The organism is Stratiformator vulcanicus, assembly GCF_007744515.1.
GTDB classification, from domain to species: domain Bacteria; phylum Planctomycetota; class Planctomycetia; order Planctomycetales; family Planctomycetaceae; genus Stratiformator; species Stratiformator vulcanicus.
In genome coordinates, this window is the sequence record NZ_CP036268.1 from 3,472,740 (window position 1) to 3,498,879 (window position 26,140).

23 protein-coding genes are annotated in these 26,140 nt (G+C 60.2%); 9 read left to right on the plus strand and 14 right to left on the minus strand.

Translation table 11 applies throughout. From position 1 onward, the window contains the following. Nucleotides 1–304 precede the first annotated feature (304 nt). The 5 genes from Pan189_RS13650 to Pan189_RS13670 all read right to left on the minus strand — a co-directional run bounded on the left by Pan189_RS13650 (nt 305) and on the right by Pan189_RS13670 (nt 7,124). Nucleotides 305–1,279 carry a lysophospholipid acyltransferase family protein gene (locus Pan189_RS13650; RefSeq protein WP_145364530.1) on the minus strand — a complete coding sequence of 325 codons (975 nt, stop codon included), beginning with the start codon at nt 1,277–1,279 and terminating at the stop codon, nt 305–307. Between the two features lie 394 nt (nt 1,280–1,673). Then, entirely contained in the window at nt 1,674–2,744 is a 1,071-nt protein-coding gene (locus Pan189_RS13655) for a Gfo/Idh/MocA family protein (RefSeq protein WP_145364531.1), read from the minus strand. 61 nt (nt 2,745–2,805) lie between these two features. Continuing rightward, nucleotides 2,806–4,917 (minus strand): tetratricopeptide repeat protein, encoded by a 2,112-nt coding sequence (locus Pan189_RS13660; RefSeq protein WP_145364532.1) that lies wholly within the window; start codon nt 4,915–4,917, stop codon nt 2,806–2,808. Next, nucleotides 4,914–6,134, minus strand: coding sequence for a tyrosine--tRNA ligase (tyrS, locus tag Pan189_RS13665; RefSeq protein ID WP_145364533.1), 1,221 nt, complete (start codon nt 6,132–6,134; stop codon nt 4,914–4,916). Before tyrS ends, Pan189_RS13660 begins: the two co-directional genes overlap by 4 nt. A gap of 141 nt (nt 6,135–6,275) precedes the next feature. Further along, a complete protein-coding gene (locus Pan189_RS13670) occupies nt 6,276–7,124 on the minus strand; it encodes a CPBP family intramembrane glutamic endopeptidase (protein ID WP_145364534.1) in 849 nt (282 codons plus the stop codon). Nucleotides 7,125–7,280: 156 nt separating this feature from the next. On the opposite strand from Pan189_RS13670, the gene trpC reads away from it, so the two are divergent. Genes trpC through Pan189_RS13685 form a run of 3 tightly spaced genes read left to right on the plus strand, consistent with a single transcriptional unit; the run spans nt 7,281 to nt 9,403 of the window. Then, the gene (gene trpC / locus Pan189_RS13675; RefSeq protein ID WP_310820476.1) at nt 7,281–8,066 is read left to right on the plus strand and encodes an indole-3-glycerol phosphate synthase TrpC; all 786 of its coding nucleotides are present in this window, start codon (nt 7,281–7,283) and stop codon (nt 8,064–8,066) included. A gap of 58 nt (nt 8,067–8,124) precedes the next feature. Next, nucleotides 8,125–8,739, plus strand: a complete 615-nt coding sequence (locus tag Pan189_RS13680) for a phosphoesterase (RefSeq protein WP_145364536.1) — start codon at nt 8,125–8,127, stop codon at nt 8,737–8,739. A 55-nt stretch (nt 8,740–8,794) separates the two neighbouring features. Then, nucleotides 8,795–9,403 carry a hypothetical protein gene (locus Pan189_RS13685; protein ID WP_145364537.1) on the plus strand — a complete coding sequence of 203 codons (609 nt, stop codon included), beginning with the start codon at nt 8,795–8,797 and terminating at the stop codon, nt 9,401–9,403. Nucleotides 9,404–9,610: 207 nt separating this feature from the next. On the opposite strand, the gene Pan189_RS13690 is transcribed toward Pan189_RS13685, so the two are convergent. After that, entirely contained in the window at nt 9,611–9,796 is a 186-nt protein-coding gene (locus tag Pan189_RS13690) for a hypothetical protein (protein WP_145364538.1), read from the minus strand. Between the two features lie 219 nt (nt 9,797–10,015). Between Pan189_RS13690 and Pan189_RS13695 the strand changes: the two genes are divergently transcribed. Further along, complete coding sequence (locus Pan189_RS13695) at nt 10,016–10,474, plus strand: hypothetical protein (RefSeq protein WP_145364539.1); 459 nt, start codon at nt 10,016–10,018, stop codon at nt 10,472–10,474. A 55-nt stretch (nt 10,475–10,529) separates the two neighbouring features. On the opposite strand, the gene der is transcribed toward Pan189_RS13695, so the two are convergent. Together der and Pan189_RS13705 are read right to left on the minus strand one after the other, a co-directional pair. Further along, nucleotides 10,530–11,966: a ribosome biogenesis GTPase Der gene (der, locus tag Pan189_RS13700; RefSeq protein WP_145364540.1), complete on the minus strand. Its 1,437-nt coding sequence runs from the start codon at nt 11,964–11,966 to the stop codon at nt 10,530–10,532. A gap of 51 nt (nt 11,967–12,017) precedes the next feature. Next, nucleotides 12,018–12,284: a hypothetical protein gene (locus Pan189_RS13705; protein ID WP_145364541.1), complete on the minus strand. Its 267-nt coding sequence runs from the start codon at nt 12,282–12,284 to the stop codon at nt 12,018–12,020. Between the two features lie 615 nt (nt 12,285–12,899). On the opposite strand from Pan189_RS13705, the gene hpnC reads away from it, so the two are divergent. Both hpnC and Pan189_RS13715 read left to right on the plus strand, forming a co-directional pair. Next, nucleotides 12,900–13,886 carry a squalene synthase HpnC gene (hpnC, locus tag Pan189_RS13710; RefSeq protein ID WP_145364542.1) on the plus strand — a complete coding sequence of 329 codons (987 nt, stop codon included), beginning with the start codon at nt 12,900–12,902 and terminating at the stop codon, nt 13,884–13,886. Continuing rightward, nucleotides 13,883–14,770: a phytoene/squalene synthase family protein gene (locus Pan189_RS13715; RefSeq protein WP_310820477.1), complete on the plus strand. Its 888-nt coding sequence runs from the start codon at nt 13,883–13,885 to the stop codon at nt 14,768–14,770. Before hpnC ends, Pan189_RS13715 begins: the two co-directional genes overlap by 4 nt. A gap of 65 nt (nt 14,771–14,835) precedes the next feature. On the opposite strand, the gene Pan189_RS13720 is transcribed toward Pan189_RS13715, so the two are convergent. Then, complete coding sequence (locus Pan189_RS13720; protein ID WP_145364543.1) at nt 14,836–16,788, minus strand: ribonuclease E domain-containing protein; 1,953 nt, start codon at nt 16,786–16,788, stop codon at nt 14,836–14,838. A gap of 389 nt (nt 16,789–17,177) precedes the next feature. Between Pan189_RS13720 and sppA the strand changes: the two genes are divergently transcribed. Next, entirely contained in the window at nt 17,178–18,194 is a 1,017-nt protein-coding gene (sppA, locus tag Pan189_RS13725) for a signal peptide peptidase SppA (protein ID WP_145364544.1), read from the plus strand. Here sppA and Pan189_RS13730 read toward each other — a convergent pair. From Pan189_RS13730 to Pan189_RS13750, 5 genes are all read right to left on the minus strand, one after another. Continuing rightward, nucleotides 18,152–20,104: an anti-sigma factor family protein gene (locus Pan189_RS13730; RefSeq protein WP_145364545.1), complete on the minus strand. Its 1,953-nt coding sequence runs from the start codon at nt 20,102–20,104 to the stop codon at nt 18,152–18,154. The genes sppA and Pan189_RS13730 overlap by 43 nt on opposite strands. Nucleotides 20,105–20,222: 118 nt before the next feature. After that, the gene (locus tag Pan189_RS13735; RefSeq protein WP_145364546.1) at nt 20,223–20,861 is read right to left on the minus strand and encodes an RNA polymerase sigma factor; all 639 of its coding nucleotides are present in this window, start codon (nt 20,859–20,861) and stop codon (nt 20,223–20,225) included. A 267-nt stretch (nt 20,862–21,128) separates the two neighbouring features. Then, entirely contained in the window at nt 21,129–22,214 is a 1,086-nt protein-coding gene (locus Pan189_RS13740) for a prolipoprotein diacylglyceryl transferase (protein WP_145364547.1), read from the minus strand. Between the two features lie 150 nt (nt 22,215–22,364). Beyond that, nucleotides 22,365–23,216 (minus strand): pantoate--beta-alanine ligase, encoded by an 852-nt coding sequence (gene panC / locus Pan189_RS13745; RefSeq protein WP_145364548.1) that lies wholly within the window; start codon nt 23,214–23,216, stop codon nt 22,365–22,367. A gap of 83 nt (nt 23,217–23,299) precedes the next feature. Next, nucleotides 23,300–24,133, minus strand: a complete 834-nt coding sequence (locus Pan189_RS13750; protein WP_310820478.1) for a DUF1571 domain-containing protein — start codon at nt 24,131–24,133, stop codon at nt 23,300–23,302. Nucleotides 24,134–24,532: 399 nt separating this feature from the next. On the opposite strand from Pan189_RS13750, the gene Pan189_RS13755 reads away from it, so the two are divergent. Beyond that, nucleotides 24,533–25,204: a hypothetical protein gene (locus Pan189_RS13755; RefSeq protein ID WP_145364550.1), complete on the plus strand. Its 672-nt coding sequence runs from the start codon at nt 24,533–24,535 to the stop codon at nt 25,202–25,204. Further along, nucleotides 25,201–25,950 carry an SMC-Scp complex subunit ScpB gene (gene scpB / locus Pan189_RS13760; protein WP_145364551.1) on the plus strand — a complete coding sequence of 250 codons (750 nt, stop codon included), beginning with the start codon at nt 25,201–25,203 and terminating at the stop codon, nt 25,948–25,950. Before Pan189_RS13755 ends, scpB begins: the two co-directional genes overlap by 4 nt. Nucleotides 25,951–26,140: the final 190 nt, after the last annotated feature.

Here is a 26,140-nt window from a genome sequence, read left to right on the forward strand (position 1 = left end):
ACGGCCCTTTAGTCGCCCCCAGCGAGCGCGGGGTGGTGATCGCAATCTGTCGAAAAGTTGAAACGCTCGCGCGACAGGATGTTTTTCTTTGGCACCTCTCAGGTCTTAAAGCCGCGCCCGGCAGGAAGCGGATCAGGGACGAGCCGCCATCGGTGCAATGGAGAGAGCAGCCGCCAGATGATCCGCTCCTTACCAGTCGCGGCTGCTTCGCGGCGCCGCCCGGTTCTATGGGAACCGGGCCACCCGAGAATACAGGTCTCGACTCACCTCCAGCGAATCGCCCGGCGGGTGTCATAGAACTGCTCTACGCCGCGGCTTTTTGCGATCGTTCTTTTCGTCGCCGGCGGCGCTCGCCGGGTCGTGTCTTCCAGCGACGATGCAGCCAGAAGTATTGTTCGGGGGACTTCCGCACGGCGAATTCGAGGGAGCTAGTGAACCGGGCGGTGATTTTCTCGATCGCGTCGGCACCATCGAAATTGTCAGGATCGATGATATCCGCGCTGCCGATTTCGTAGCGCACCCAGTGATTGCTTTCGAAGTCGTCTTCGAGCCGAATCGCGTAACCGACGCAGATGAGGGCGCGATATTCGATCGCCAACAGGGCGATCGATTTGAAGGTCGATGCCTCGCGACCGAAAAAGGGCACGAACACGCCGCGTTTTCCGGCATCCTGATCACACAGCAGAGCGACGAGTCCTTTGGATTCCATCAGGGCGGCCATGTCGCCGCCGCCCCCTTTTTTCGAAATCAGCATTCCGCCGGTTCGCTGACGGGCGGCCGCGAACCAGTCGTGAAGCAGCGGGTTATCGAAATCGCGCGCGACAATGCCGGCGGGGAAGCCGAACTCGCCGAACGCCGTCACCGCGGCTTCCCAATTCCCGTAATGTCCGCCGAGCAGAATCACCGGTCGACCGCTCGACATCGCGCGCACCGTTTCGTCGCGATTGGTGAACCCGAACACGTCGGCCATGTTTGTCCGCCGAAACTTCCGCGGCATCAGCACGATTTCGGTCACCAACCGAAACAGATGCACCCACATTTGCTCGATGGTGCGGTGAATCTCCCGCTGGGTCATTTCGTCGCCGAACGATTCCCGCAAATTCTCCGCCGCGATGTGATAGCGGGATAGCTTCCGCGGAAGCCAATTCACGATGAAATCGGCCAGCAATTCTGAGCCGCGCTTCGACCATGTGGTCGGCAGCGAAGCGATCAATGCAATGGTCACTTGAAAGGCAAAGAACTCGGCCCGGTGCCGCAGGGTGATTGTCGTCGGCCGCATTGATCCCGTCCGTGGGTGTACAGAGCGGTCGGCAGTGTCGTAGGCCACGCAATACGGGTCAAGACGAATGCGCGCCGCATGCCCTCAGCGATCGTTGCGAATTCAAAATAAAGAGAATGCAGCCCCGACCGGCAGGAAGGGGATCACGACCGCGGCATCGCTTCCACACCGGCTGCATCAAACCGGGACGGTAAAAGCGATTTCAATGCCAGCCAGCGGCGCAAGCCGATGGTCGATCAACCAATGATTTCCCCGACGGCTGGCGCCTCGGGCTTGTATGACCGACGAATTGAGACCGCTTCGAGTGTTCACCGGCCAAGATGAAGCCGCACACTGATCCGCTCCTTACCAGTCGCGGCTTTATGGGATGACGACGCTCGGCTTTATCGAGAGGCTACGCAGGTCGCTTGGGATCTCGCTTGAGTGGCAACGAGACGCGTTTACCCGTCCACGACGACTGGTAGATCGCGAGGATGATCTCGACGCTCTTGCGGCCTTCGCGACCGTCGACGACCGGTTCGCTGCCGGTTTCGATCGACTTAACGAAGTCCTTCAGTTGGAGCATGTGCCCCTGATGCGAGATCGCTTTGGGATCCGCGGCACCGCCCGACGTTTCGCCGGCGCCGCCGAACTTCTTTTTGATCGAGGCATCGCGGCGATCCTTCTTAGCGAAGTCCCACATCAGGATTTCGTCCTGCTCGACGATCGCGGAGCCCTCGGTGCCGTGAATCTCGGTCTTCTTGAGCAGCCCGGGAAAGGCACTGGTCGTGGCGGTGATCGTGCCGACCGCGCCATTGGCGAACTTCAAAGCGGCGACACCGACGTCTTCGACCTCGATCCGCTCGTGGGCGAGTGTCGCCGTCACGGCACTGACCTCGGCGACGTCCCCCATCATCCAATAGATCAGGTCGACGTTGTGGATCGCCTGATTCATATAGGCCCCGCCGCCATCGAGTTCCCACGTGCCGCGCCAGCCGCCGCTGTCGTAATACTCCTGACTCCGCCACCACTTCACGAAGGTGTCGCCGAGCGTCAGTCGCCCGAAGCGGCCCGATTCGACGGCTTTCTTCAGCTCCTGATTCGCGCCGCCGAACCGGCTGGGGAAGATCGTGCAGAGCCGCACGCCCGCGGCTTCGCAGGCATCGATAATCTTGTCGCAGCGTTTGAGCGTGATCTCCAGCGGCTTCTCGACCACAACGTGCTTGCCCGCCTTGGCGGCCGCAAGGGCCGGCTCCATGTGAGCACCGCTCGGCGTGCAGATGTTGACGATCGTCACTTCGGGATCGTCGAGCATCTCGCTGAGCGACGTATAGCTCTTGCAGCCGTGCTTCTCGGCGAACTTATCGGCCGATGCCTTGCGGCTGCTCATGCAGGCGACGAGCTTCGCGCCGCGAAGTTCGGCGATCGCTGCGGCGTGAAACTCCGCGATCATCCCGCAGCCGACAATGGCAAATCCCTGAGGCATCGTGCTTTTCTCGTTGAAGGTTCTCTGGTGACGCAAAGGGTCGGGCGAAGCGACGGAATTTTCAACGCATCCTCAAGGACAGTTCCTGGAGCTTCGCGGCGGCCCTTCGGCCGATGTCGGAGTTGCCGGCTGTTTCGATCGTCTTTTGTAGCTGGTTAACAGCGGCTCTCAGCTGTCCCGTGTCGATCAGGACCAGCGCGAGAATGAAGCGGGCCGGGGCGTCGGACGGATCGAGTTCGACCGCGCGGGTCAGGAACGGCAGGGCGTCGCGGCTTCTTTTCGCGGCGTACAGCACCCGCCCCAGCTGCGTCAGTGCCGTGGTCGATTTCGGGTCGAGTTCTAGTGCCTGTCGGAACGTCGCGATCGCCGCGTCGAACCGGCCGAGCGAGGTCAGCGCCTCGCCGCGGAAGAGGTAGAAGTCCTCGCCGGTGCCGCCGAGTTGCTCCGCTTTCTTGAACGTCGCCAGTGCCTCTTCGAATTTGCCGACGCGGACCTGTTCTACGCCCAGCGCAGTCCGCATCTGCCCGTTCTCCGGCATCCGGCGGACCGCGTTCTCCACGTGCTCCAGAACCGAAATGTTCTGCCGCCGCACTAATGCGACAAGATCGAGGACCGGCTCGGGGTCATTCGGATTCTCTTCGATGGACTTGAGCGAAGCGGCGAGGCGGGCTTCGGCCGCCCGCTTGCTTTGGTACGCGGTAATCTCACGAATTTCATCTGCCGAAAGCTGCTCAAACTGCTCGAAGTTCCCCGCTTTCGCCGATTCGAGGGCGACACGCAGGTACTCGACCGCGTCGTCAAGCTGCCGGCGTTTGGAGTACTCCACGCCGAGTGCGAAATTGGCGAAAGTGTTTTTCGGCTCGACGGCGACGGCTCGCGACCAGAGCGTGATCTCGTTTTCCCAAATCGGGATCTGATTAAGCGTGAGTGTGATGTAGGCCGCACCGATCGCGACCGCCCCGACTGACGCAACAACGCGGGTCGGCACCGAACGTTGCAACAGCCACGCGAGGCAACCCGCTGCGATCACCACAAAGGGAATGATCGCCAGGTACGTGTAGCGATCGGCTGCAAGCTGAAAGCCCGATTGTGACAGCCCCAATACCGGCGAGAGCAGGACGAGCGTTGCCAGAGCTGTGACCGAGACGGCCGGGCGACGCTTCCTGAGCCAGACCGCAAGAACACCCATCGAAGCGACCGCACCGCCGCATGCCCAATAAGGCCATTGGAGGAAGCTCGCGCCGGTCGGCTGCATCACGGCCGCGTGCAGGCCCGTCGGTACGAGCGTCTTCAAAACATACCAGCACAACGCCAAGGACGCGTTGGCCAGTCGCTCGGTCAGCGGATAGTTGTCGAATGAGATCCAGGCCCCTTCGACCTCTTGAGCGTCGGCGGCAAACGCCGCGAAGACAAGCGACGCGACGCCGAACGGAATCTTCTCAACGACCGACCGTTGCCAATCGTTCCAACGGAAGTCGCGGCCGAAACCGATGCGTCGGAGGGGCCAGACGTCGAGGATCAGCAGGATCGCCGGAAAGGTGATGCCCCATGCCTTCGACAGTAGCGATAGGAGCGTCAGTGCGAGCGTTGCCGCGTACCACAGCCATCGGCGGGACGTCCGATCGCAATAGCGAAGGTACGTGATCACTGCGGGGATGAGGAACGCCGCCGAAAGCACATCACGCCGTTCGGTCGCCCACGCGACCGACTCGACCCGCTGCGGGTGGACGCCATACAGCACAGCTGCCAACGCCGCGCCGAGCCAGAGACAGCGGCCGTCGATCTCCGCGATTTTTTCCGGCGTGCGGCGGATTAGGGCCACGGCCAGCAGGCAGACCGCTGCGGCATTCCACGCGTGCAGGAGGTTGTTGGTGAAGTGAAAAGCGTCGGGATTGGGACGTTGCGCTTCGCCCTCTTCGGGACCCCAGATTGCGTCGTCGAGCGCCAACGACATCCACGTCAGTGGGTGGTAATGCCCCAAGTGCGGCTGGCTCCACATCCACCCGAGGCTCTCGGCGGTGAAGCCCCGCCAGCGCGAGTTCGTGAGAAAGTTTTTCTCGTCGTCAAAGCGGACGAAATCGTTTTCGAGCGTCGGTAGAAACACCACGAAGACCGTCGCCGCTACAAGGAGCGGGCAGATCACCGACAGTGTCCGCGAGCCGGGAACGCTCATGTCAGCCGGACCCGTTTGACTTTTTTCTTACCGGCCCAGATCAGTTCGCCGTCCGTGAGCGGGACGATCTCGTCGTGCGAGCCGATCACGCGTTTGTCTTCGCCGACCTTCGCCCCGCCCTGCGCGATCAGCCTACGGGCCTCACCGCCGCTCGCGACGAGCGACAACTCGGTCAATAGCTTCGCCGCAGGTAGGCCCCCGTCCTGAAGCTGATCCGAAGAGAGCTCCGACTCGGGGATGTCTTCGGGAAGAGCCCCTTTGGAGATTTCACGAGTCCAACGTTCGGCGGCTTCCTCGGCGGCATCGGCTCCGTGGTATTCGCCTATGACGGTCTTCGCGAGTGTCAGCTTGGCCTCCTTCGGATGCCCGGCCAACAACTGTTCAACCTCGGCGAGCGGGACCTGCGTCAACAGTTCGAAGTAGGGCTTCATGCACTCATCGGGGACTTGCATGAACTTCTTCATCTGCTCGTACGGCGGCTCGGCGAATCCGATGTAGTTGCCGAGGCTCTTGCCCATCCGCCGGACGCCGTCGATCCCGACGAGAATCGGCGACATCACCCCGATCTGCTCCGGCTTGCCCGCATCCTTTTGCAGGTCACGGGCGAGCATGAAGCTGTAGAGCTGCTCCGTCCCGCCGAGTTCGATGTCGGCGTGAATCATCACGGAGTCCCATGCCTGCATGATCGGGTAGAGGCACTCGTGCAAAAAGATCGGCGACTCGGCCTTCATCCGCTTGGCGAAGTCGTCCCGCGTGAGTAACTGCGCGACGGTGACCTTGCTGGTGAGATTGAGGATGTCCGCGAAACTCATCTCGCCGAACCAGTCGCCGTTGCGATGGACCTCGGCTTTGTCGATATCGATGACCTTGGCGACCTGCTCCAGGTAGTCTTGGGCGTTGCGTTCGACATCGTCGGCAGTAAGCCGCTTCGCGCGGGCCTCGTCACGCCCGCTGGGATCGCCCACGAGGGCGGTGTAGTTCCCGATGATAATGACCGCCTGATGCCCCAATTCCTGAAACTGACTCATCTTCCGCATCGGCACGGTATGGCCGAGGTGCAGGTCGACGCCGGTGGGATCGATGCCGTATTTAATGCGCAGCGGTGTTCCCGTCTTGCGACTCTCTTCGAGCTTTTTGGCCAGCTCCTGCTCGGGGACGATCTTCTCGATCCCCCGGCGGATGACGGCGAGCTGTTCTTCGACGGGCGGGAAATCCATGGCGGCTTCGACAACGTAAGGCAGGGGATCGACCGCGGAGATTACCAATCGTCGCCGATGCCTTCCACCACGGCATCGCGTTTAGCCGCGACCGCGAGGAAGCGCGCTCCCTCGCGGTCGCGGCTAAACGGTGAGAGCGAATCACGCACCGAGCAGTGCCAGCGCCAGGAATGTCGCGTTGAAAACGGAATGCACAAGCATGATAGAGATCACGCTGTTGCGCTGTTCGTAAAGCCAACCAAGGGCAAGTGCCAGCGGCATCAGGGGTATGGCATCGTGCATGCCATGCACGGCCGCGAACAGAGCGGCGGTCAGCACGATGGACCACGTCGCCGGGGCCGCGGTGATATCGAATAGCGACAGAAGCCTGCCGATCCACCGCTGCATTGTGACACGAAAGATCAGTTCCTCGAGCAACGGTGCGCCGATCAAGACGGAAAACGCCACGTAGAAACGCAGCTCAGGTGACCCATTGGTCAAAATTTCGAAGTACGGGTGTTGAGTTTCTGTCGTGCGCCAAGGCGACATCACGATCAGCAGGATCGCCGTCGGCAGAACGGTGGCCGCAAACGTCTTTAATGCGTAATTGAATTCAACGCCGATGCGGCGGGCGTCGAGCGGGCCGAATCGAAGTCCGACTCCGCGAAGGTCACTGGTCGAAACAATTGCCCCCAGCAGCAACCCACCGACGCCCAGACTCAGTATCGTGGTCGCTCGGGGATCGATGACCGCTTCGGGATCGGGCGGCGATGTCAGTTCGAGTCCACCGGCAATGAGGGCCGCGACCGTGAACAGCCACCACAGGGAAACGAGCACCAGCGGAAACGGATGGACTGCCCCCCGCGGACCACCCCGCCGGGGCAGGGCGGGTTTGCCACGGCCCAATCTAAGCCCGAAGCCCCACCAGACGTAACCGCTCCAGCCGACCAGCGCGACGACGCCCAGCAACGCGATTGTTTCGGCCGAATTGATCGTCTCGAGGTCGGGCATTCAAATGCAAGTTCTGGCGGCCAAGTGAGATTGAGAAGCGGGATCAAGCTTAGGTCGAACTTGGCCCCTGCGGAAACCGATCCGACTGCTTTGGCCCTGTCCCCGGTTCGCGATATCGTACGCGGGCACCGCAACCCTGCAGATCGACCTCAGCCCGTGAACACCATCCTCGACGACATCGTCCGGAAAAAGCGGGAGGAAATTGCCTCCGCCCGAGCAGCGCGGCCAATAGCGGAGCTGGAAGCCGTGCTGCGAGACGCACCCGCTCCCCGAGATTTTCTCGCATCCCTGCAATCGGCTCCCACGATCGGCCTGATCGCTGAAGTGAAGAAGGCGTCGCCATCGGCCGGGTTGATTCGCGAAGACTTTGACCCGGTGGCCATCGCTTCGACATACGCCGAGCACGGGGCCTCGTGCATCAGCGTGCTGACCGATGAGACCTTCTTTCAGGGACATCTCGATTTTCTGAAGGCGGTGCGGAAAGCGGTCGAGGTCCCCGTGCTGCGAAAAGACTTTGTGCTCGACCGGTATCAGGTCGTCGAAGCGCGGGCGGCCGGAGCCGATGCCGTGCTGCTGATCGCCGAGTGTCTCACTGACGACGCGTTGCGATCGCTCTATGAGACGATTTGCGAACTCGGGATGCACGCATTGGTCGAACTGTATGATCTCGAGAACCTCGACCGAGTACTGGCTCTCGATGCACCGCTGGTCGGCATCAACAACCGCGACCTGCGAACGTTCGTGACCGACTTGGAGCATTCGATCGCGCTGGCATCGAAACTCCCCGAGGGAACACTGCTCGTGAGCGAAAGCGGAATTCGCACGCACAATGAAGTTCGGCGACTGCAAGAGGCCGGTTGCGGGGCGATCCTCGTGGGCGAAACGCTGATGCGGGCCGACGACATCGGCGCCGCCGTCGACGAGCTACTTGGAAAATCGTGATATTGAAAAGCCCACGCGTTGCAACGCGTGGGCTTTGAAAAATAGAAAGAGTGCGGGGATGAGTGCGAGTGAAGAAGAGCACGTTCTGGTCGTGCCGACGTTGCTATTCCACGAAGTGGGATACTTTCAGGGCTTCAATCCCGAGATGCGTCCTTACCTGAAGACGCTGCTCGATCCGGCGATGATGCGGTTCCTGCCGCGATCGGAAGCGGAAGAGGATCCCAGCTACAAGCAGCTCATCCCCTATTGCATCTTCATGTGTGGCGACACGGTCTTTCAATATACGCGCGGTTCGGGGGTCGGAGAGGCCCGGCTCAAAGCGAAGCGGTCAATCGGGGTCGGCGGACACATCTCAAAAGAGGACGCCGCCGGGGGACAGGACCCGTACAAAACAGGCTTAGCGCGCGAACTGACTGAGGAAGTGGAATACCCCGCCGACCATTCAGAGCAGATCGTCGGACTGATCAACGACGACGAGACGCCGGTCGGAAAGGTCCATTTGGGCGTTGTTCACCTTTTTCAGGTGAAAGAGCCAAAAGTTCGACCACTCGAGTCGACGATGACAGATGTAGGGTTTGTATCGCCCGCGATGCTCGCGCGGGAATTTGACCGCCTTGAAACGTGGTCGCAAATCTGTCTGAAACACCTATTCCCAGAGGCCGGACCGGCCTGATCGTTCGGAAAAGGATTTTCCGAGCCGGCCCGGATTGGACGAAGGAGCGTCGATGATGTCCCTAACTGATTGCACGACCCGATACTCGGTCATTCTGACGGCCTTGGTCGCGGCTTGGCTGGGCGTCTCGAACATGGCCGCCGCCCAGGATGTCGCCGGCCCACTGACCGAAGACTCGCTGGGCCAGGCGCTCACGAGCCTCGGCCTGCAGCCGGAAAAGGCGGAGTCCCGCTATGACTTTCGCTTCAAGACGAAATACGAAGAGCAAGAATGGGATCTGACGATGTCGGCCGTTCTGAGCAAGAACGGCGAGAGCCTGTGGGTCATGGCGTGGCTCGATGAATTGCCGAAGTCCTCGACCGACGTGCCGAATACCGCCTTGCTGCGGCTGCTCGCTCGCAACGACGAAATCGGCAACGGCAAATTCTTCGCCTACATCCCGTCGAATCGCCGATTCGTGCTGCAACGTGTCGTCCCGAACCGCGGCATTTCGCCCCGAATTCTCGGCGGCGTGCTGAAGGATCTCGGCGGCAGCGTCCGCACTGAATACCCCTACTGGCTGACCCAAAACTGGACCGCCAAGCCGACAACCTCGGCCGGGGCCACGCGACCGACGCAGTCGGCCGTGAACGATTCGAAGTTCGACGCCGCACGTCGCAACTAAGAGCAGTTTCCTGCTATCTGTGGCGGCTATCAGACGCACAACGCCTGCGTATTCGCAAGGATCGCCGCCTGTACCCGTTACACTTATGGGTATTCGCTCTATGAGCGTCGACCACAGAGCCGAATTCGAAGACTCAACAGCCCGTGCCAAAGCACGGGCTGTTCTTCGTTTGAGGCGTCGCAAAGGTTTGAAGGGTCGCAAAGATCGTCAGACGCCCTGCAGCTCGCGATCCATTTGCGCCATCTCGTCGAGGATGACCGGGTGCCACTCCGTGTCGCGCTCCGCGGACTCGACGAAGTTCTTCCGCGCCCAAGTTCGCAGGCGCATTTCTTCGATCGCATCGATTTCAGTGTCGACCCGCTGTTCTGTTTCAACAAATAATGCGGCACTCATCCTCGGGACTCCCGACACGACCTTTTCGAACTGACAAAGAACAAAGGCAAATCACTCACACATCCGGAAATTCCGGCGGGATGAAATCCACCCATCAACATGTCAATATGATATCGCGTCCGAATCAGATTTCCCAGTAACTTCGGGATCGGTTCGGAAACGAATCTTGACCGGGGCCTCGCCACCTCAATCAAACCCAACAGCGGGCATTGATCCGAAATGGACGCTCATCACGGCGGAGTAACCTCGCCGGACGGCAACAATCTCGACAGCAGCAAAGCGGAGCTTCCGGCGTCATTCCTCGAACTGGCCGCGTCGCGACGGCAGTGGATCGATGAAACACTCGCCCCCTGGTGCCGATCGGCATCGCGAACCGAGTTGGTCAAGGCGGAGGCGGAATGGACCAATCTTGCCGGTCGCGTCGACCCTCGGGGCACCTTGTGGAAGTGGGCGTGGGGCCGATTCCCGGCATTGGTGGAAGAGCAACTCGGCGAAATCGATGAAACTCACGAGGTTCGCGTGACTCGTTGCGATGGCTCCTACGTGACCGGATACCCCGACGCCCGCCGTAGCGAACACGGGCGTTTGGCGATCATCTCCACCGCAGAGGATGACGCCGACCCGATTTCGATCGATGAAATCGCAAGCGTCGAACGCGCGTTGTCGCCGCACGTTTAGCCGCGACCGACAGGAAGCGCGCTCCCAATCGGTCGCGGCTAAACGGGGATGAAATTTATCTTCGCTTCGGCGAGGGTCGCGTCGTGGGGGAGCGACGACTCTTGACCGGGCGGGCGGCGTTGCCGCGATCCGTGGAGTACTTCTCCTCCGATTGCTCGGCGTCACGGGCTCGGAGAATCAGCTTGACCGGCACCTCATCGAACGGGAATGCATCGCGAAGTTTCCCCATCAAGTAACGCGTCCAACTGTCGGTGAACAATTTCGGATCATTGCACTTGAGCACGATAGTGGGCGGCTCGGTCGAAACCTGCGTCGCGAAGAAAATTTTGGGGCGCCGATTCTTTTTCATCGGCGGAGGCTGGCGGTCGATCGCATCGCGGACGATCGAATTGAGTTTTCCCGTCGAGACCCGCACCCGCGCCTGCTTGAAGATCGACTGGGCGAGATTAATCACCGGCCGAACATTGCGGCCCTCCTGAGCCGTCACAAACGCAACCGGCATGAACGACAGGGTCGGGAAGGTGCGACCGATGTAAGCCGTCCACTTCTCGGTCGTCATTTCCTCGCCGGTTCCCAAGTCCCACTTATTGATCACGAAGATGCAAGGCTTGTAGTACCGGCCGATCTCTTCGATCAGATTCTTGTCGACCTTTGAAATGGTCTCGGTCGCGCTGAGAAACATCAGCACGACGTCGGCCCGGCGAATGCTCTTTTGGGCGCGGACGAGGCTGTAGAACTCGATGTCGCCCTCGAGGCTCTTTTTGCGCCGCACGCCGGGGGTATCGATCGCAATGAACGACCGGCCGTCGCCTTCGAACCGCACATCAATGCTGTCGCGGGTGGTGCCGGCGACCTCGCTCACGATGACGCGTTCTTCTTCGGCGATCGCGTTGATGAACGTGCTCTTACCAACGTTGCGGCGTCCCACGATCGCGAGCTTCATCTCCGGCTCGGTAATCTGGGCTTCGCCGAAAGTCGCTTCATCCTCGGCCGCCGGGGGCAACGCCTTGACGATCGCCGCGAACAGGCCACTGCGATTCTCGTTACCTTTGACGCTCGTCAGCACGACCGGTGCATCGGCCAAACCGAGGAACTCGGCCTGTTCCATCGCGTATTTCGCCGAATCGCATTTATTGATCACGAGAATTTTCGGGATGTCGCGACCGCGCAGCAGCTTCGCGACTTCATCGTCGTGCGGCAATTTTCCCGTCCGCGCATCGACCACGAACAGGATCACATCGGCCTGTTCGATGCCGTAGCGAATCTGCTTTTCGATATCGGCTTCTAGTTCGTCACTGTCGATAATCCCGATACCGCCGGTGTCGACGATCTCAAAGTAGCGGCCCTTCTCCCGACAGATGTAAGTCAAGCGATCGCGCGTGACTCCCGCGGTCGGATCAACGATCGAAATCAACCGGCCGGCCAGCCAGTTAAAGATCGAACTCTTGCCGACATTCGGACGGCCGACGATCGCAACACGGGGGAGAGGCATTGGGGAGGCGGGTGATTGAACGAGAGGGCGAGCGGGTGTCAGTTATTTCAGTCAAGCGACGGCTGTCACGTCGTCGCTTTGGATCAAGTCGTGAAGCCGGATATCGACTCCGATATCGTCCGCACTGGCGCCGTCGGGGAGGCTCTCCGACAACGAATGCATTCGACCGTCAACCTCCATGTGAACTTCACCGCGTCCAGGTTCGATCACGGTCGCCTCACGCAGTACGATCCGATCAGGCGCGATCTGGGCAAGCAAAATTTCCCGGTCCTCGATTGTCAGTGAAAGCCGGACGTCGGCGGAGTAGCCGCTACTCATGGCAGAACCTCCTCTGATCGATCGCCTTTACGCGGAGCCGTTAGCAAGGATGGAATCCTATTCCGCCAGCAGGAAAATAACACGCCTCTCTCGGCTTGGTTATGGTCAGGACGGGATCGAGAACTCGAAAAACATGGGTGGCCCGGACCCTACAGGTCCGGGTCGCGAAGCGACAAGAGGTCTTGGGGCGGTGTTGACAATCCAGCGCCGACAACGACTTTGGAGTCGGTTCCCAGACCTCTTGCGGCTGCGCCGCCCGGTTCTGTAGGAACCGGGCCACCCGCAAATGTCCAATTCGCGCGCGAGTTCGAGTCGCGATTCGGTATCTTTCTCTCCGACCTCAAGCCGGGCAATATCGAATTCGCGAGTGACCCGTCATAATAGCGATATGGCGAGTAAGTAATGTGTGTGGCCCGGACATCGTCCGGGCGGCGCAGCCGCAAGAGCATTCAGCTACTGACCTCAGAAAACGATTCCGGCCACGTTCCTCTGCGAATTTGCAGCTGAATACTCTTGTCGCGATGCGACCCGGACGGTGTCCGGGCCACTCCTATTCTGAAATTGCGATTGAAAAATTGATCCGGCAAAACCAAGTCGGGGATACTCGATTGTGGAATGTTTCCCGAGTCGAATACGGTGGAATTTGTGACCACTTCCCCGACCCTCGTCGCCAATTCGACCTTCACCCCTCACCTCGCCGCTTGGGGTCCGGAGTCGGATCAGGTCAAGCCGTCGCGGGAAGAAGCCGAAGCCTATACGCGAACGTTGGCGCGATCGCATTACGAAAATTTCCCGATGGCGTCGCTGCTTTTGCCCAAGAAGCTCCGGCAGCACTTCTTCAACGTTTACGCCTATTGTCGGTGGGCGGACGATCTCGGTGATGAGGTCGAAGGGACCGAAGAGTCGCTCCGGCTGCTCGACTGGTGGGAAGGCGAACTCGACGCGATGTACGATAGCGAAACCCGGCATCCGGTGTTCGTCGCCCTGCAGCGAACGGTTCAAGAATTCGGCATCCCGCGGGAACCATTTGCCGAGTTGATCTCCGCCTTCCGACAGGATCAGACGACCGCCACCTATCAAACGTTCGACGAATTGCACGACTATTGCCGCCGCAGTGCCGATCCGGTCGGGCGACTCGTGCTGTATTTGATCGACTCGTATGACGAAGCAAACGCCGAACTTTCCGACTCGATCTGCACGGGACTGCAACTCGTCAATTTCTGGCAGGACGTCGCGCGGGACGCGGATATCGGTCGGTGCTATCTGCCCGCCGAAGACCGCCGGCGATTCGGTTATTCCGATGAGGATTTCGCCGAGCGGCGGACGAATGAGCCGTTCATCGAACTGATGCGATTCGAAGTTGATCGGGCTCACCGCTTCCTTGTCGCCGGCTTGCCGCTCGTCGATCGGTTGCGAGGTCGGTTTCGCGTCGATATCGAACTGTTCGCCCGGGGCGGACTGGCGATGTGCGATCGGATCGAGGCGATCGACTACCGCGTGTGGGACGTGCGACCCAAAATCTCGAAGTGGGAAGCGGCCCGGTTGGCGATGTCGGTGATCTCGCGCCGCGTGCTGTGGTCGCGGAGACGACCCTCGAAATGAGTATCGACCGAGCGCTCGCCGAGTCTTATCGCTATTGCAGTCGATTGACGCGCAGTCGGGCCGGCAATTTCTACTACTCGTTTCTCCCGCTACCGGCCGTCAGTCGTCGCGAGATGTGTGCGCTGTATGCCTATATGCGGGTGTGCGATGACATTGCGGATGACGAGGCGAAGTCGGTCGCGATTCGACGCATTGAACTTTACAGTTGGCGAAGTGACGTCGAAGCCGCACTCGCCGGCGAAGCAGCTCGGCATCCGGTATTGCCGGCGTTGGCCGACGTCGTGCGGCTGCGCGATATTCCGACGGAACTGCTGTTCGACGTTTTGACCGGCGTGGCCTCCGATCTCGATCCGACGCCCATCGACACGTTCGCCGATCTCGAACGTTACTGTTATCACGTGGCCGGGGCGGTCGGCTTGTGCTGCATTCATATCTGGGGCTTCGATCACACGGACGACGCAAAGGCACGGGCGATTGACTGCGGCCTCGCCTTTCAACTCACCAATATCTTGCGCGATTTACGAGAAGATGCGTTGTCGGGTCGCGCGTACATTCCCCGCGAAGATTTCAAGCGGTTCGGCGTAACGGTCGAATCAATCGCCGACGGCACGTCGAGTGACGACTTCAATCGATTGATGAAATTTGAAACCGATCGAGCGGCCGAGTATTACAGCCGGGCGGGCGACCTGTTCGCTCATCTCGACCCGGCCGGGCGACCGGTCCTCAAGGCAATGATGCGAATCTACGGCGGGCTGCTCAGCCGCATCCGCCGCGCCCCGGAGGGTGTGCTCGTCGGTCGCGTTAGTCTCCCCCGGTGGAAGAAACTCTTAATCGCGGCCGATGCCGTCGTGCGTCCTGCTGCGACCCCAACCTCATGGTGTTGAGAAAATACAAAAAGCCCACGGGTCGCAACCCGTGGGCTTTCCGATTCACCAATTCACGTTTCGAATTAGTAAGGCATCTGGAACTTCGTAGGGTCGCTGTTAAATTCGCCCAGCGATGAAGTCGAGCGGAACAGATAGAGCCGGTCCTTAAACCAGACCGCGTTCCGCAACGTGCCTTCGGTCTCGATTTCACCGGCGGCGGTCAGGACGACATCGTGACCACCGTTGACGGGAGCGTAGCGTGACGGATCGGCATCGAACTTGGCTTTCGCCTCGGCCGATGAGAACTCGTAGGTCCTCGATTCGAAGATCGAGACATACGTCGGGTCGGCGTCGGTCAGGTCTCGCGAGTCACGAAGGGTGACCGGGCAGAAGCCCTGGAAGCCGCCGAGGTCGCTGCGTTGCTCCAACTTTGCCAGCATCGCCCGGCGTCGTCGCTCCTCCGGAGTTTCCTTGGCGACTTTCTGCTCCGGTGACAGCTCTTGAGGAGCGGAGACTTGAACCTTCTGTTGAGGTGACATCTCTTGAGTTGATGTCACAGTCGCGAGTTCGCCGGTTGTTTCGATTCGACGTTCCGGGGTCAGTCCGTCCGACTCGAACGACGGGATTTCTGTCGGTGTCTCCACGATCAGGTTCGCTTCAACGGTCGCCGCTTCAGGCTCCACCGGGGCAAAAGCGGAAGTCTCCTTCGGTTCGGCAGTCGCTACGGTCGAATTCTCCAGCAATTCAAACGGGTTCGCTTCCGCAGCCTCGTCGCTCTTCGCAGCCGGAGTCTTTGGTCCGATGACGGCGACTTCAAGAGGTTCAAACATCACCGCATCGTCATTCGATTCAGCAGTCGGTGCCGGTGGGACTTGCGCGATCGCCGGCAAGTCGAGCGACGGGACGTCATTTTGCGACTTGACCGATTTCGAAACGTCCGGGCGAGCCGATGCCGGTTTCCGCTCAGCCACCATCGTCGGCGAGCCGCCCTGCAGCGACCGTACGACTGGTGGTTTGGGCGGCTGATTCTTATCAGCTTCACCATCGCCGTTGTCGCGGCTGAAACGGCGTTTCAATGCTGCGATCAAACCGCTTCGGCGAGGTTTGTTCGACGTCTCCGGCCGATCGGAGGCCTCGGCGACTTCGGGCTTTGATTTCGCCTCGGCTTGCGGCGACTTGGATTTCGACTTGTCGGCATAGGCCGAGCTATAAGTATTGGCTGCGATGACGGCGTCTCGATCGGTCGACTCGCCCGCCGAGCGGAACGGGGTCGCCGACGATGTGCGACGAACGTTGGCGTCAGCGCCATTTGCTTTCGCCGCCCCTTGGGTCGACTTAGCGTACGCTTCTGCTAGAGGAGAGTTCGGTCGGACCTGTTCGGGACGTGCCGGAAGCTGCGGAGCAGGCGCGGGCGGCACGACGGCGAACTCGGGCTTTGATTCCACGAGTGGCGATTTCGGCTCGATCGAGAAGGCCGGTTGAGCCCGACGAGCTTTCGCGGACAGCGACTTCACTGCAGGCGGAGTCGGCGGAGCGACGGGTGATCCGCTACGACGGTTGCTCCGGGCGATCATTGCTCTCAGTCGGCTGAGCACTCCCTTATTCGATTGGCTTTTTGTTTCTTCAACCTTCCTTTGTTCCACCTTCTTCGAAGGCGCGACGGTCTTCTCTGCCGAAGCCGCCGAGGCGACAACTTTCGACTTCGGAGCCTTCGGAATCGGAGCGAAAGTCAGAGGCTCGCCCATCGCCGGTGCCGGCGCCGGAGGAGGAGAAAAAGTAGTCTTCGCGTCGACTCGCGACGCCGGTGCCGGAGCAGCGGGCGGCACGAATGCGGCCGGTCGGATTCGTTCGCCGCGGTCGCGGGTTCCTCCAACTGCCGACAGCTCTCGCTGAATCGCTTCCTGGAGCGTCAATTGGGCCTCGGCCCGCACCGGTTCGCCCGCGGGGGCCAACCCCGGCGAAACGATTCCGGCGATCAACACCCCCGCCGCACAGCGTCGTGACATGACCGATTGAAACAGACGAGCATGACCCATTGTGAGTTTACTCCTAAGGATGGCCGGTCGAGGCCGACGCGGTGCTGCCGTTGAGAGCGGGGAACTCCGTCGGGACCGTGACCGCAAACATTGCGACCGGCCTGAATCGGAGGAATAATGCACTCCCGCGGAAGTCTGTATCGACGCCAACGGGGGTACCGGTTGTTCCGGGTGTGACGGATTTGACTGTCTTTCCGGAAGCAGTACCGGCACGGCCCGGACGATCGTGACGACCCGCAAGGCTTGCCTAAACTTCTGCATCGCCGCCAGACTTCGCAGTTTACATCGCGGTCGGATGCATCAGTCCAATTCGAAACGAATGCTGATGCCGCATCAACACGTCTGCGGCGGCTTCGATCACTTCAATCTCAACACAGCATGGATTTGCAATGTCGAGTCTTCCGACCGCTGACAGTCGCCCCGCGAAGCCGCCGCGTAAGAAACGGAAGTCGTCGTGGGCCGCCCGCCTACTTCTGTTGCTATTGATCTGTTCGATCGGCGCGAACGCGTTCATGTACTCGCAATATGAAGAGTACTTTCAATTCAATTCGCAGCCGAAGGAGTCCTTCCGCGACGGAGACGCGGACTCTGACGACAAGATTGCCGTGATCGAGATCGGCGGGACGATCATGCCCCCCGTCACGGAGCAGACCATTGACTCGATCGAAAAAGCCAAAGACGACGCGGCGGTCAAGGGCGTGATCTTATCGGTCGACAGCCCCGGGGGAATCGTCGCGGACAGCCATCAGATTTATCATGCCCTCAAAGAGCTGTCGGCGATCAAACCGGTTTACGTCAGCATGAAGCGGCTCGCCGCATCGGGCGGCTATTACGTCTCGATGGGTATCGGCGAACAGGGACGCATTTTCGCCGAACCGACGACCTGGACGGGATCGATCGGCGTCATTATTCCGCGGTACGACATGACCGAACTGGGCTCGAAAATCGGCGTGCAGGCCGACGCGATCAAGACCGGGAAATTCAAAGACTCACTCAATCCGCTGCGACCACTGACGCAAGAGGAGGTCGAGTTGTGGAACGCGATCATCGATGACAGCTTTGATCTGTTCGTCAAGGTGATCGTCGACAACCGCCCCGGCTTGGACGAAGCGAAAGTCCGAGAGCTCGCCACCGGACAGGTCTACACCGCCAATCAGGCGCTCGAGGCCGGACTCGTCGATGAGATCGGGTTTGAAGACGCGGCGGTCAAAGCGCTCGAAGCGAAACTCGGACTGAGCAACACCCGTATCGTCACCTACACCCATCCGGCCGATTGGTCCGCGGCGATCTCACTGATCCAAGCACGCGACCATCGTGCAGAAATCTTGGAAACGTTCCTGAACGCAGGCGTGCCGAGAGCCTACTACTTGTTCTCGTCACTCACTCCGGCTTCGGTCGGCGACTGAGCCTCGACGGCCCGCTGCTTCGACACTTCGGCCTTCACTTCGCCGGCGATCGGCGGCGTTTCAGTCGGGGTTTCAAACACGAAAAGCACGCGGATCGGTCGAGCTTTGGACGAATCGTTCTGCGACTGCTCCTTTGCCGCGGCGTGCGAGCCGCTCGATGATTCGTCGGCTGCCTCGACCGGCCTTCCGCCCTTAACTTCGGCGACGGCGGACTCTTTCTTAGCCGACTCGGCGAGGTCTTTATTCGAGTTGAAAGACGTCTTCCGATCCGCATCGTCGGAACTTCCTGCGAACAGTTCTTCACGATGCCTCAATAACTCTCTCGCGGCCAATCGCTCGCGCTTGTCTGTGCGCTGTCGGTTCATCGGGGATCCCCGGTCGATATTTCGCCGCGCGGGAAGTTCCGTCTCGTCGATCATCACCAATTGCTGCGTATTTCGCAGTACTGGACTGGGCAGCGGCTTCATCTGATCCGGCTTCAACCCCGGCTTCATCCCCGGCTTAATCTCAACGGCGGAACCGACCGCACCGCGATCCTCAAGCGAATCAGACGCTATCGCTCTCTCCGGTTCTATCGAGAAGGCGTCGGCGGGCTGCGGAGCCGTCGGAGCCTGCCCCGCTTCGGGTTGCCCATTGGGCGATCGAGCCAAGTCTAAATTTTGTTCGCGACGGATCGATTGTCCCGACTGACGATCTTTTCCGCTTTTCTGTTTGCCCAGTTCCGCCCCGGCACTCTCGGCGTTTTGATCGGCGACGAGTTCCTGCGACTTCACGCCCGCTTCGGTCGGCTGAGCGACCGACTGTTGAGCAGCGGACGGCTGGGCGACCGATGGACGAGCGGTATTGACCGCTCGCTCTAATTCCATGTTCAAGTTGCGGGACTTCTCGGCGAACTCTCGTAGAGCCAATTCCCGCGTCGGGGCTTCCGCCGATTCGGCTGTCGCAACCGCAGAATCCCACCCGACGAACAGGTCGTTGCGTTCCGCATCGTCAACGGCTTCCGCCACGCGGTCTTCGGTCGATTCCACAAACACCGCCAACTGGCGACGAGCATCCCGAACGTTCGAGCGGGATAGATCGACAGCCAACCCGTCGCGGGCACTTCTGCCAAGGCCCGTCGAAACGGGCTGAGAAAGCGGAACCGAGTTCCGCAGCAGCAATGTCTGGAATGTGTCGACCGCCTTGTCGACATCAAGGACGGTCACGTAAACGATCCGCAGATCGTCTCCGTCTGATTCGAGGTGCGACGATGTCACGCCGACTTCCGCGGGCGTACCGAAATCACTGCGAGCCGACATCGCCCGCATGCGGGCCGCCGCTTCCTCCACGTCGTCCCGAGCGGGAGCAGCCGCCACAAGCTCGTCGACCGAAATTTCTCCGAACGCGGAAGGCGCCGGTAACGATCGTCGCTCGGAGGCCCGGTCATCGAGACCCTCAACCGAATCAAACGCGGGGGCCGCCGCGGGTTCGGCGCTGAAGTCCCTCGCTGCTTCAGGCAGTCGATCCGATTCCGACCGCAGGTCAGTGATTGAGGTCTGGCTCGCTGAGTAGGGCTGACCAGGCACGAATATCGTGATGGCCAGACAGATCGCCAACAGCCCCCCGATAACGCCACCGACCGCGCCCCACGAGACACGTCGCCCCGAGGGCGAAGTGGTGCGGAATCCGGTCCTGTGTTTCTTACCTTGCCGTTCGGTCATTCGCTGATGAATTGCCGTGCGGAGCCCTTCGGGTGCCCGCTGACGGGGCGATTCTCGCAGAATTGTTCCGATCCGTCCGAGTTCGTCCAGTTCCGCCCGCATTTGCGGCGACGCCTCCAGCATCCGCTCAACCTCGGCGCGCTCCGCGTCCGTTACCTCCCCATCAAGGTAGGCGGACAGCAATTCGGATTGTCGCAGTGTTTCACTCATCTCACATCAACGCTGCCGCGATCGGCTCTTTCGTTCGGAATAGATTCAGTCAAACAGAATAAATGTAGTCACAACTGTCCGGTTTGGTGGCGGACCACCTCTTCTCGGTCACGGTTCGTCACCCTTCATTTCGCGTATCAGCCACATTGGCGACCGCCGGCGTCTGCGGTGTGATCGACTGCGGCGAACATTCCGCCTCAAAGATCACGCGTAATTTTTCTCGCAACTCGGCGCGGCCGCGATGGATTCTGCTACGAACCGTGCCGATCGGCACCTCCACCACTTCCGCTATTTCGTCGTACTTGAGTCCGTCGATTTCTTTCAGAACGATCACCGCCCGAAATTCATCGGATAATTCGTCAATCGCTTTCCAGACCAGTTCCCGTCGTTCCGCCATCTCGAGCGAATGGGAGGGAAACGTGTCTGACCGTTGATCAACCGGCTCGATGCCGGCCGACTCTCGAGCGGCATCGATCGACCCACTCTCCAAGCGTCGTTTTCGACATCGGCTGATCGCCGCATTCATGGCGATGCGGTGCAGCCACGTCGAAAATGCCGACTTGCCGCGGAATGTATCAAGTTTTTGGTAGGCGTGAATGAAAGCGTCCTGAGTGACGTCCCGCGCATCGTCGATCGATCCGAGAAAGCGCACAAGGACATTGAAGACGCGATCCTGGTGGCGTTCGACCAAGTGGCCGAAGGCCTCGCCATGACCGTCCAATGTCTCTTTGATGAGCTCTCGGTCGGTACTATTCACGGGAGTTGCAGGTTAGACGCGTCAAAAGATGCGTTCGTTCCCGAAATCTTCACAGATCGGAAGGCCTTTGGGAAACAAATCCGGAAATCGGCCCGAACGGGACGACGCACCGACAGTCAATTTCTCACACAAGCCCAACAATCAATAGCCCGACACGCCAGCAAGGCCTTCACCTTCCGGCCCGAAAACCGCTCGCTCTCCGTCAGTTAGGTCCGAATGCACTTCATTCATTCGCAAGACCGAGACGGCGATGGGGTGTGACTCAAATCAAATCGCGGGGGCGATTGGTCGGCTTCGCGTTCGGACGAACAAATAGACGGACAGCGCTACACCGGTCAGCACCACGCCAAAGCTGACGAACTGCGAAATCGTGAAACCGGTCCCGAGCTGCCCCATCTCATCGCCCCGAACGAGTTCAAGCAGGAAACGGGTCATTGGATACGACATCAAAGCGAACGCCGAAACCGATCCGGCCGGGGGCCTCAGACGAAACAACGAAATCGAGACCGCAGCCAAAATCGCCGCGTTGAGTGAACTGTAGATTTGCGTCGGATGCAGCGCGAAGGTCGCTTCGGCCGCCGGGTCGATGAAGCCGCGCATCAGCAAGATGCCGTAAGGCACGCTCCCTTCAGGGAACTGAATTCCCCATGGCAGCTCGCAGCGATCGCCGAAGCAGCAACCGTTGAGCAGGCACCCCATCCGCCCGAACGCCAGCCCGATGAAAAAGGACGGGAACACAATATCCGCCAGCAGCAGCGGCTCAACCTTGCGTTTGAACGCGAAAATCGTCCCGGCCACCAAAACCATCAGCACGCCCCCGTAAAGGACGAGCCCGCCATCCGAAAGGTTAATCGCCGCAAACACCATCTCGCCGATCGAGGTCTTGTCCGCCATCACAGTCGGCCAGTATTGAATCAGAAAGAACAGCCGAGCTCCGCCGATCCCCGCGGCAAAGACCACGATCACCAAATCCCAAATCAGTTCGGGATCGATACCCACCGATCGGGCGCGCCGGGCTGCCAGCACGGTGCCGGTCACGAACCCGAGAAAGACCATCAAGCCGTAACCATAGATGGGAATGCCCCCCGACAAGTTGCTGCCGATCGCCGTCGAGGTGACCACGGCTGGAAGGGCAAGGATCGCCAGCGCAATGCCGCCCCACATCGCCGCCGGGAAAACCCAGTCGACGGTCCCATTCTTGAGAGCGGCTTCGCGACGCACCTGCCAAAGCAGGAACGCCCCGTAGACGCACCACGCCGCCAACACGACGATCAGCCCCACTGCGGCGACACCATCGATCGGCTCGAACGAGAAAAACGAATCGGCATGGATTCGCAACAACACCTGACGCATCGGCAGACTCCCTCCGGCTTCCAGAAATCAGCGATTAATCACAATCATCAATAAATTCCACGAACAAGCCGCGCACGAAGTAAGCGGATGAATTGGATCGTCACGCTTGATCCGCTTACTTCGTGCGCGGCTTGTTGTTCGTTCCAATTATCAGCGCAGTTCATCCACCAACACGTTGTCGATCAGTCTCACCTGCCCGATGCGGATCGCCCCGAGCAAGACGAGCGGTTCCGCCGTCGATGCGGGGACTTTCAACGTCCTCGCGTTTCGGAGCACACAGTAATCGATCTCAATACCAGGGTCGCGACCAATTTGCTCTCGCATGGACGATTCCGCCGTGTGAAGATCGGTCGCCCCACTGCGCAGCTCATCGCGGGCGGCGAATAAGGCTTTCGATAACGCCAACGCACGCTGCCGGTCCGCATCGCTCAGGTAGCGATTCCGACTGCTCAGCGCCAGACCGTCGGCTTCGCGAACCGTTTCGCAGGTATTGATCTCGACCGGCACGTTGAGATCGCGACACATTTTGCGGATGACCAACTGCTGCTGAAAATCCTTCTGCCCGAAGAACGCAATATCGGGCAGCACGATCTGAAACAGCTTCAGCACCACCGTCGTCACGCCGTTAAAATGGCCCGGGCGCTTCTCTCCTTCCAGCACTTCCGTCACGCCACCAATGCGGACCTCGGCCGCAAAGCCATCCGGATAGATCGCCTCTTGCTGCGGTGCGAAAATCAGGTCGGCGCCAGTCGATTCACACGCGGCCGAGTCCGCTTCAAACGTTCGCGGGTAACGATCGAAATCTTCGTTCGGCCCGAACTGCGTCGGATTGACAAAGATCGAAACCACCACAAAATCACAGCGCTGCCGGGCCGCTCGGATCAGGCTCACATGGCCCTCATGCAAAGCCCCCATGGTGGGGACGAAACCGACCGACTTCCGCGAATCACGGGCTTCACGGACGGCGTCTCGAAGGCCGGCAATCGAAGTCAACGTCTCCACGGCACACGCTGCTCGGCAAGAACGGAACGCTCCCTATCGGTCGCGGCTAAACTTGGCAGCTCACCTCTCACGATTCACTCGAATCAAAATTGATACTGGGGATTTCGTCGGTCGAAATCGGCATCGGTGAGGCGGACATCCGTGCGAATCTTCGTGTAGGCGTAGTCCTCTACGAGCACCGGCTTGCCGCCTTGGACCTGCGGGAACCCGTACTGCTGCACACGGACCGGAAGGTACGTTTCTTTGTCGATCCAAAGCCGTGTGACATGCCACTTGAAGACGCGTCGCGGCACCGGATGTCGGCTTTCGATCACAAGGACCGGTCGCTCGTCGAGCTTCGCATCCGGGTAATATTTCACTTCGGTCTCACCGTATTTCATCTCCGTTTCGTATTGCCTGATGATTGCCGAAACGAGATTCTCCATCCCCATCCGCGTGATCGGATGCCGCGACTCCGCCATCGCCATGTTGCCTTGGGGATCAAGTTCCAACGTGCCCGCCCATGACGCCAGGCCGGTCGCTTCGTGGGCCAGCAGGTTGCCGTTGTTCCGGCCTTTGACATACAGCACTTCACGTCCCGCGTTATCTTTATTGATAAACCGCATGTAGACGCTGAAGGGTTCGCGGCGGAACTTGATCTGAGTCTGCAGCGACTTCATCTCACGATTGATGATTTCCCGCTTCGAAAACACGGCGGAATAGTCTCCCGCTTCCTGCACGGCTTTGAGGCTCCGCTGCGCCCATGCCATCGCCGGCTTGAGCGGATGTTCCTTTGATTCGCCATCGGCCTCCTGTGCAAACGCAGCGCTGCCGCCCACCGTCGAAATCGCGGCAACCGCAATGGTCAACGTGACCCGTCGCAACGATGAGGCGATCACAAACTGAGAGAAGAACTTGAGCGGTCCGTATATCGGCATGGGTCGGCTCCGGTCCGTCATGCGGCCCGACTTGGCGTCGGACCTGATTGAATAATTTACACAAACGTCGTGCGGCAATCGGCCGCGATTTTGTAGCGGTTACATCGTAACGACGCGTGAGAAGCCGTCTACACCCTCGACAGCCGACAGCGAAAAGTAGGCGAAAAGGGCATTCCCGGCGTTCTACTGCGGCATTACCCGAACATATTTTGCACGCCGTGTGCCAATCTGCTCCAAATAGCGGGTGATCGAAGAATTTTCCGGCAGGCCGGAACGCGAAATGCAATTCGGACCTTCAGAGCATGGAATGCTCGACGCCGCTGCCGACTCGGACGGGACGATTCGTCCCCAGCACTCCGTGACGCAGCAGCAATTCACGCCAGCGGGAAGGAGCCCGAAATGTCTCAAATCACCGGCTTTGTCCAATCAGCGATTTTGATCGTCCCGGTCGTCGCCGTCCCCGCCTTGGCCATGTTCGGCCCGCCGGCCGGCAGCGAGCGGTATCAGGGATCGGATCAACTCAAATTGGAGGGCGACTTCGGCGAGGCCCTCGATGACACGTTCGGCGGAGACCTCGGCATTGCCGCCGCCGACCCCGCATCCGGCCAGGCGCCCCGCGCCGGCGATGCAATCAATCCGCCCCCACGAAGTGAATTCGAACTGACCAACGCTCGGACCGACGCTGCGGTCGAGTCGTTTCCGTCCTCGGCATCCAACAGCGGTCGCTCACTCGACGACGATCCCGGCTTTTCGACGGCTGATATGTTCGCCTCACTCGATTCAGGACGAGAGCAATTCGCATCCGCCCCCCGCGACTCAAAGTACGCGAGCAAATCAGAGCACAACAGCGATTCGCTCGACTGGCCCGGTGCGATCGATCAGCTGAAACGGCACGGCATCGAACGCTTTGCGTTGACTGAAGGCAGCCGACCCGGCAATTTCTACTTCACGTGCGGCCTGCCACCGAGCGGCCCCTATCGGACCGTTCGCCGCTTCGAGGCCGAGGCCGCCAATCCGACCGCCGCCGTCGCCGATGTCTTACATCAACTTGAGGAGTTCGCCCGGCAGTGAGTGAATCGCACTGGGGCCGACCCGTCCGATTGCCGACCGCCGCGCCGCGATCGTGGTCCGATTATCGCTGTCTGCGTCCGTCAGCCCCGCACGTCGCCGCCCTTCGCCCGACCAATGGTCGACCCATACCAACGGGGCGGAACCTCGACCGCGGTCGCTCGGAGAAACTCGCCCGGCTCGAAGCCGCGCTATTCGTCGCCGACGGCCCGCTCACGTCCCGCAAGCTCGCCCAACACGCGTTGCTGGCAGATACGAAAGAAGCCAACGCGCTGATCGACGAGCTCAATGCCGCCTTCGATGCCGACAGTTCGGCCTTCGTGGTCGAACGAGTCGCAGCCGGGTTTCAATTGATGACGCGCCCGGAGTTTGCCACCTGGCTCGACCGGCTGCACTCCCGCACCGAACGGATGCAGCTCTCCGGCCCGGCGATGGAAGTCCTCACGATCGTCGCCTATCGCCAGCCGATCACACGGGCCGACATCGAATCGATCCGCGGCTCTCAATGCGCCGACATGCTGAAGCAACTAATGGAGCGCAAACTCGTCAAAGTCGGCGGACAGGAAGACACCCTCGGCCGCCCCTATCTCTACGACACGACCCGCGAATTTCTTGCCGAATTTGGTTTAAGAAACCTCAGCCAACTCCCCGATGCCGACGCGATGCGGAAACCGGCGTCGGGGGGAGTGGATGAGCCGGGTGACACTAATGATGGGGAGAGTGGTGCAGCGAGCGACGAGGAAGAATAGAGGCGTCTGCCTCCGTCAGTTGCAGCCACCCGCACAGAAATCAAGGCCCGGATCTGTTTGTCGACGATGCCGGTCACGAAATCGCCGCACCAATTTGGAACGCGGCCGAATGTCCGATCCGGATTGTGTGCGTGAGCTTCTCGGGATGTGCCGACCGCGCCTTCCGCACCGCCGCGTCGAATGTTTCGGC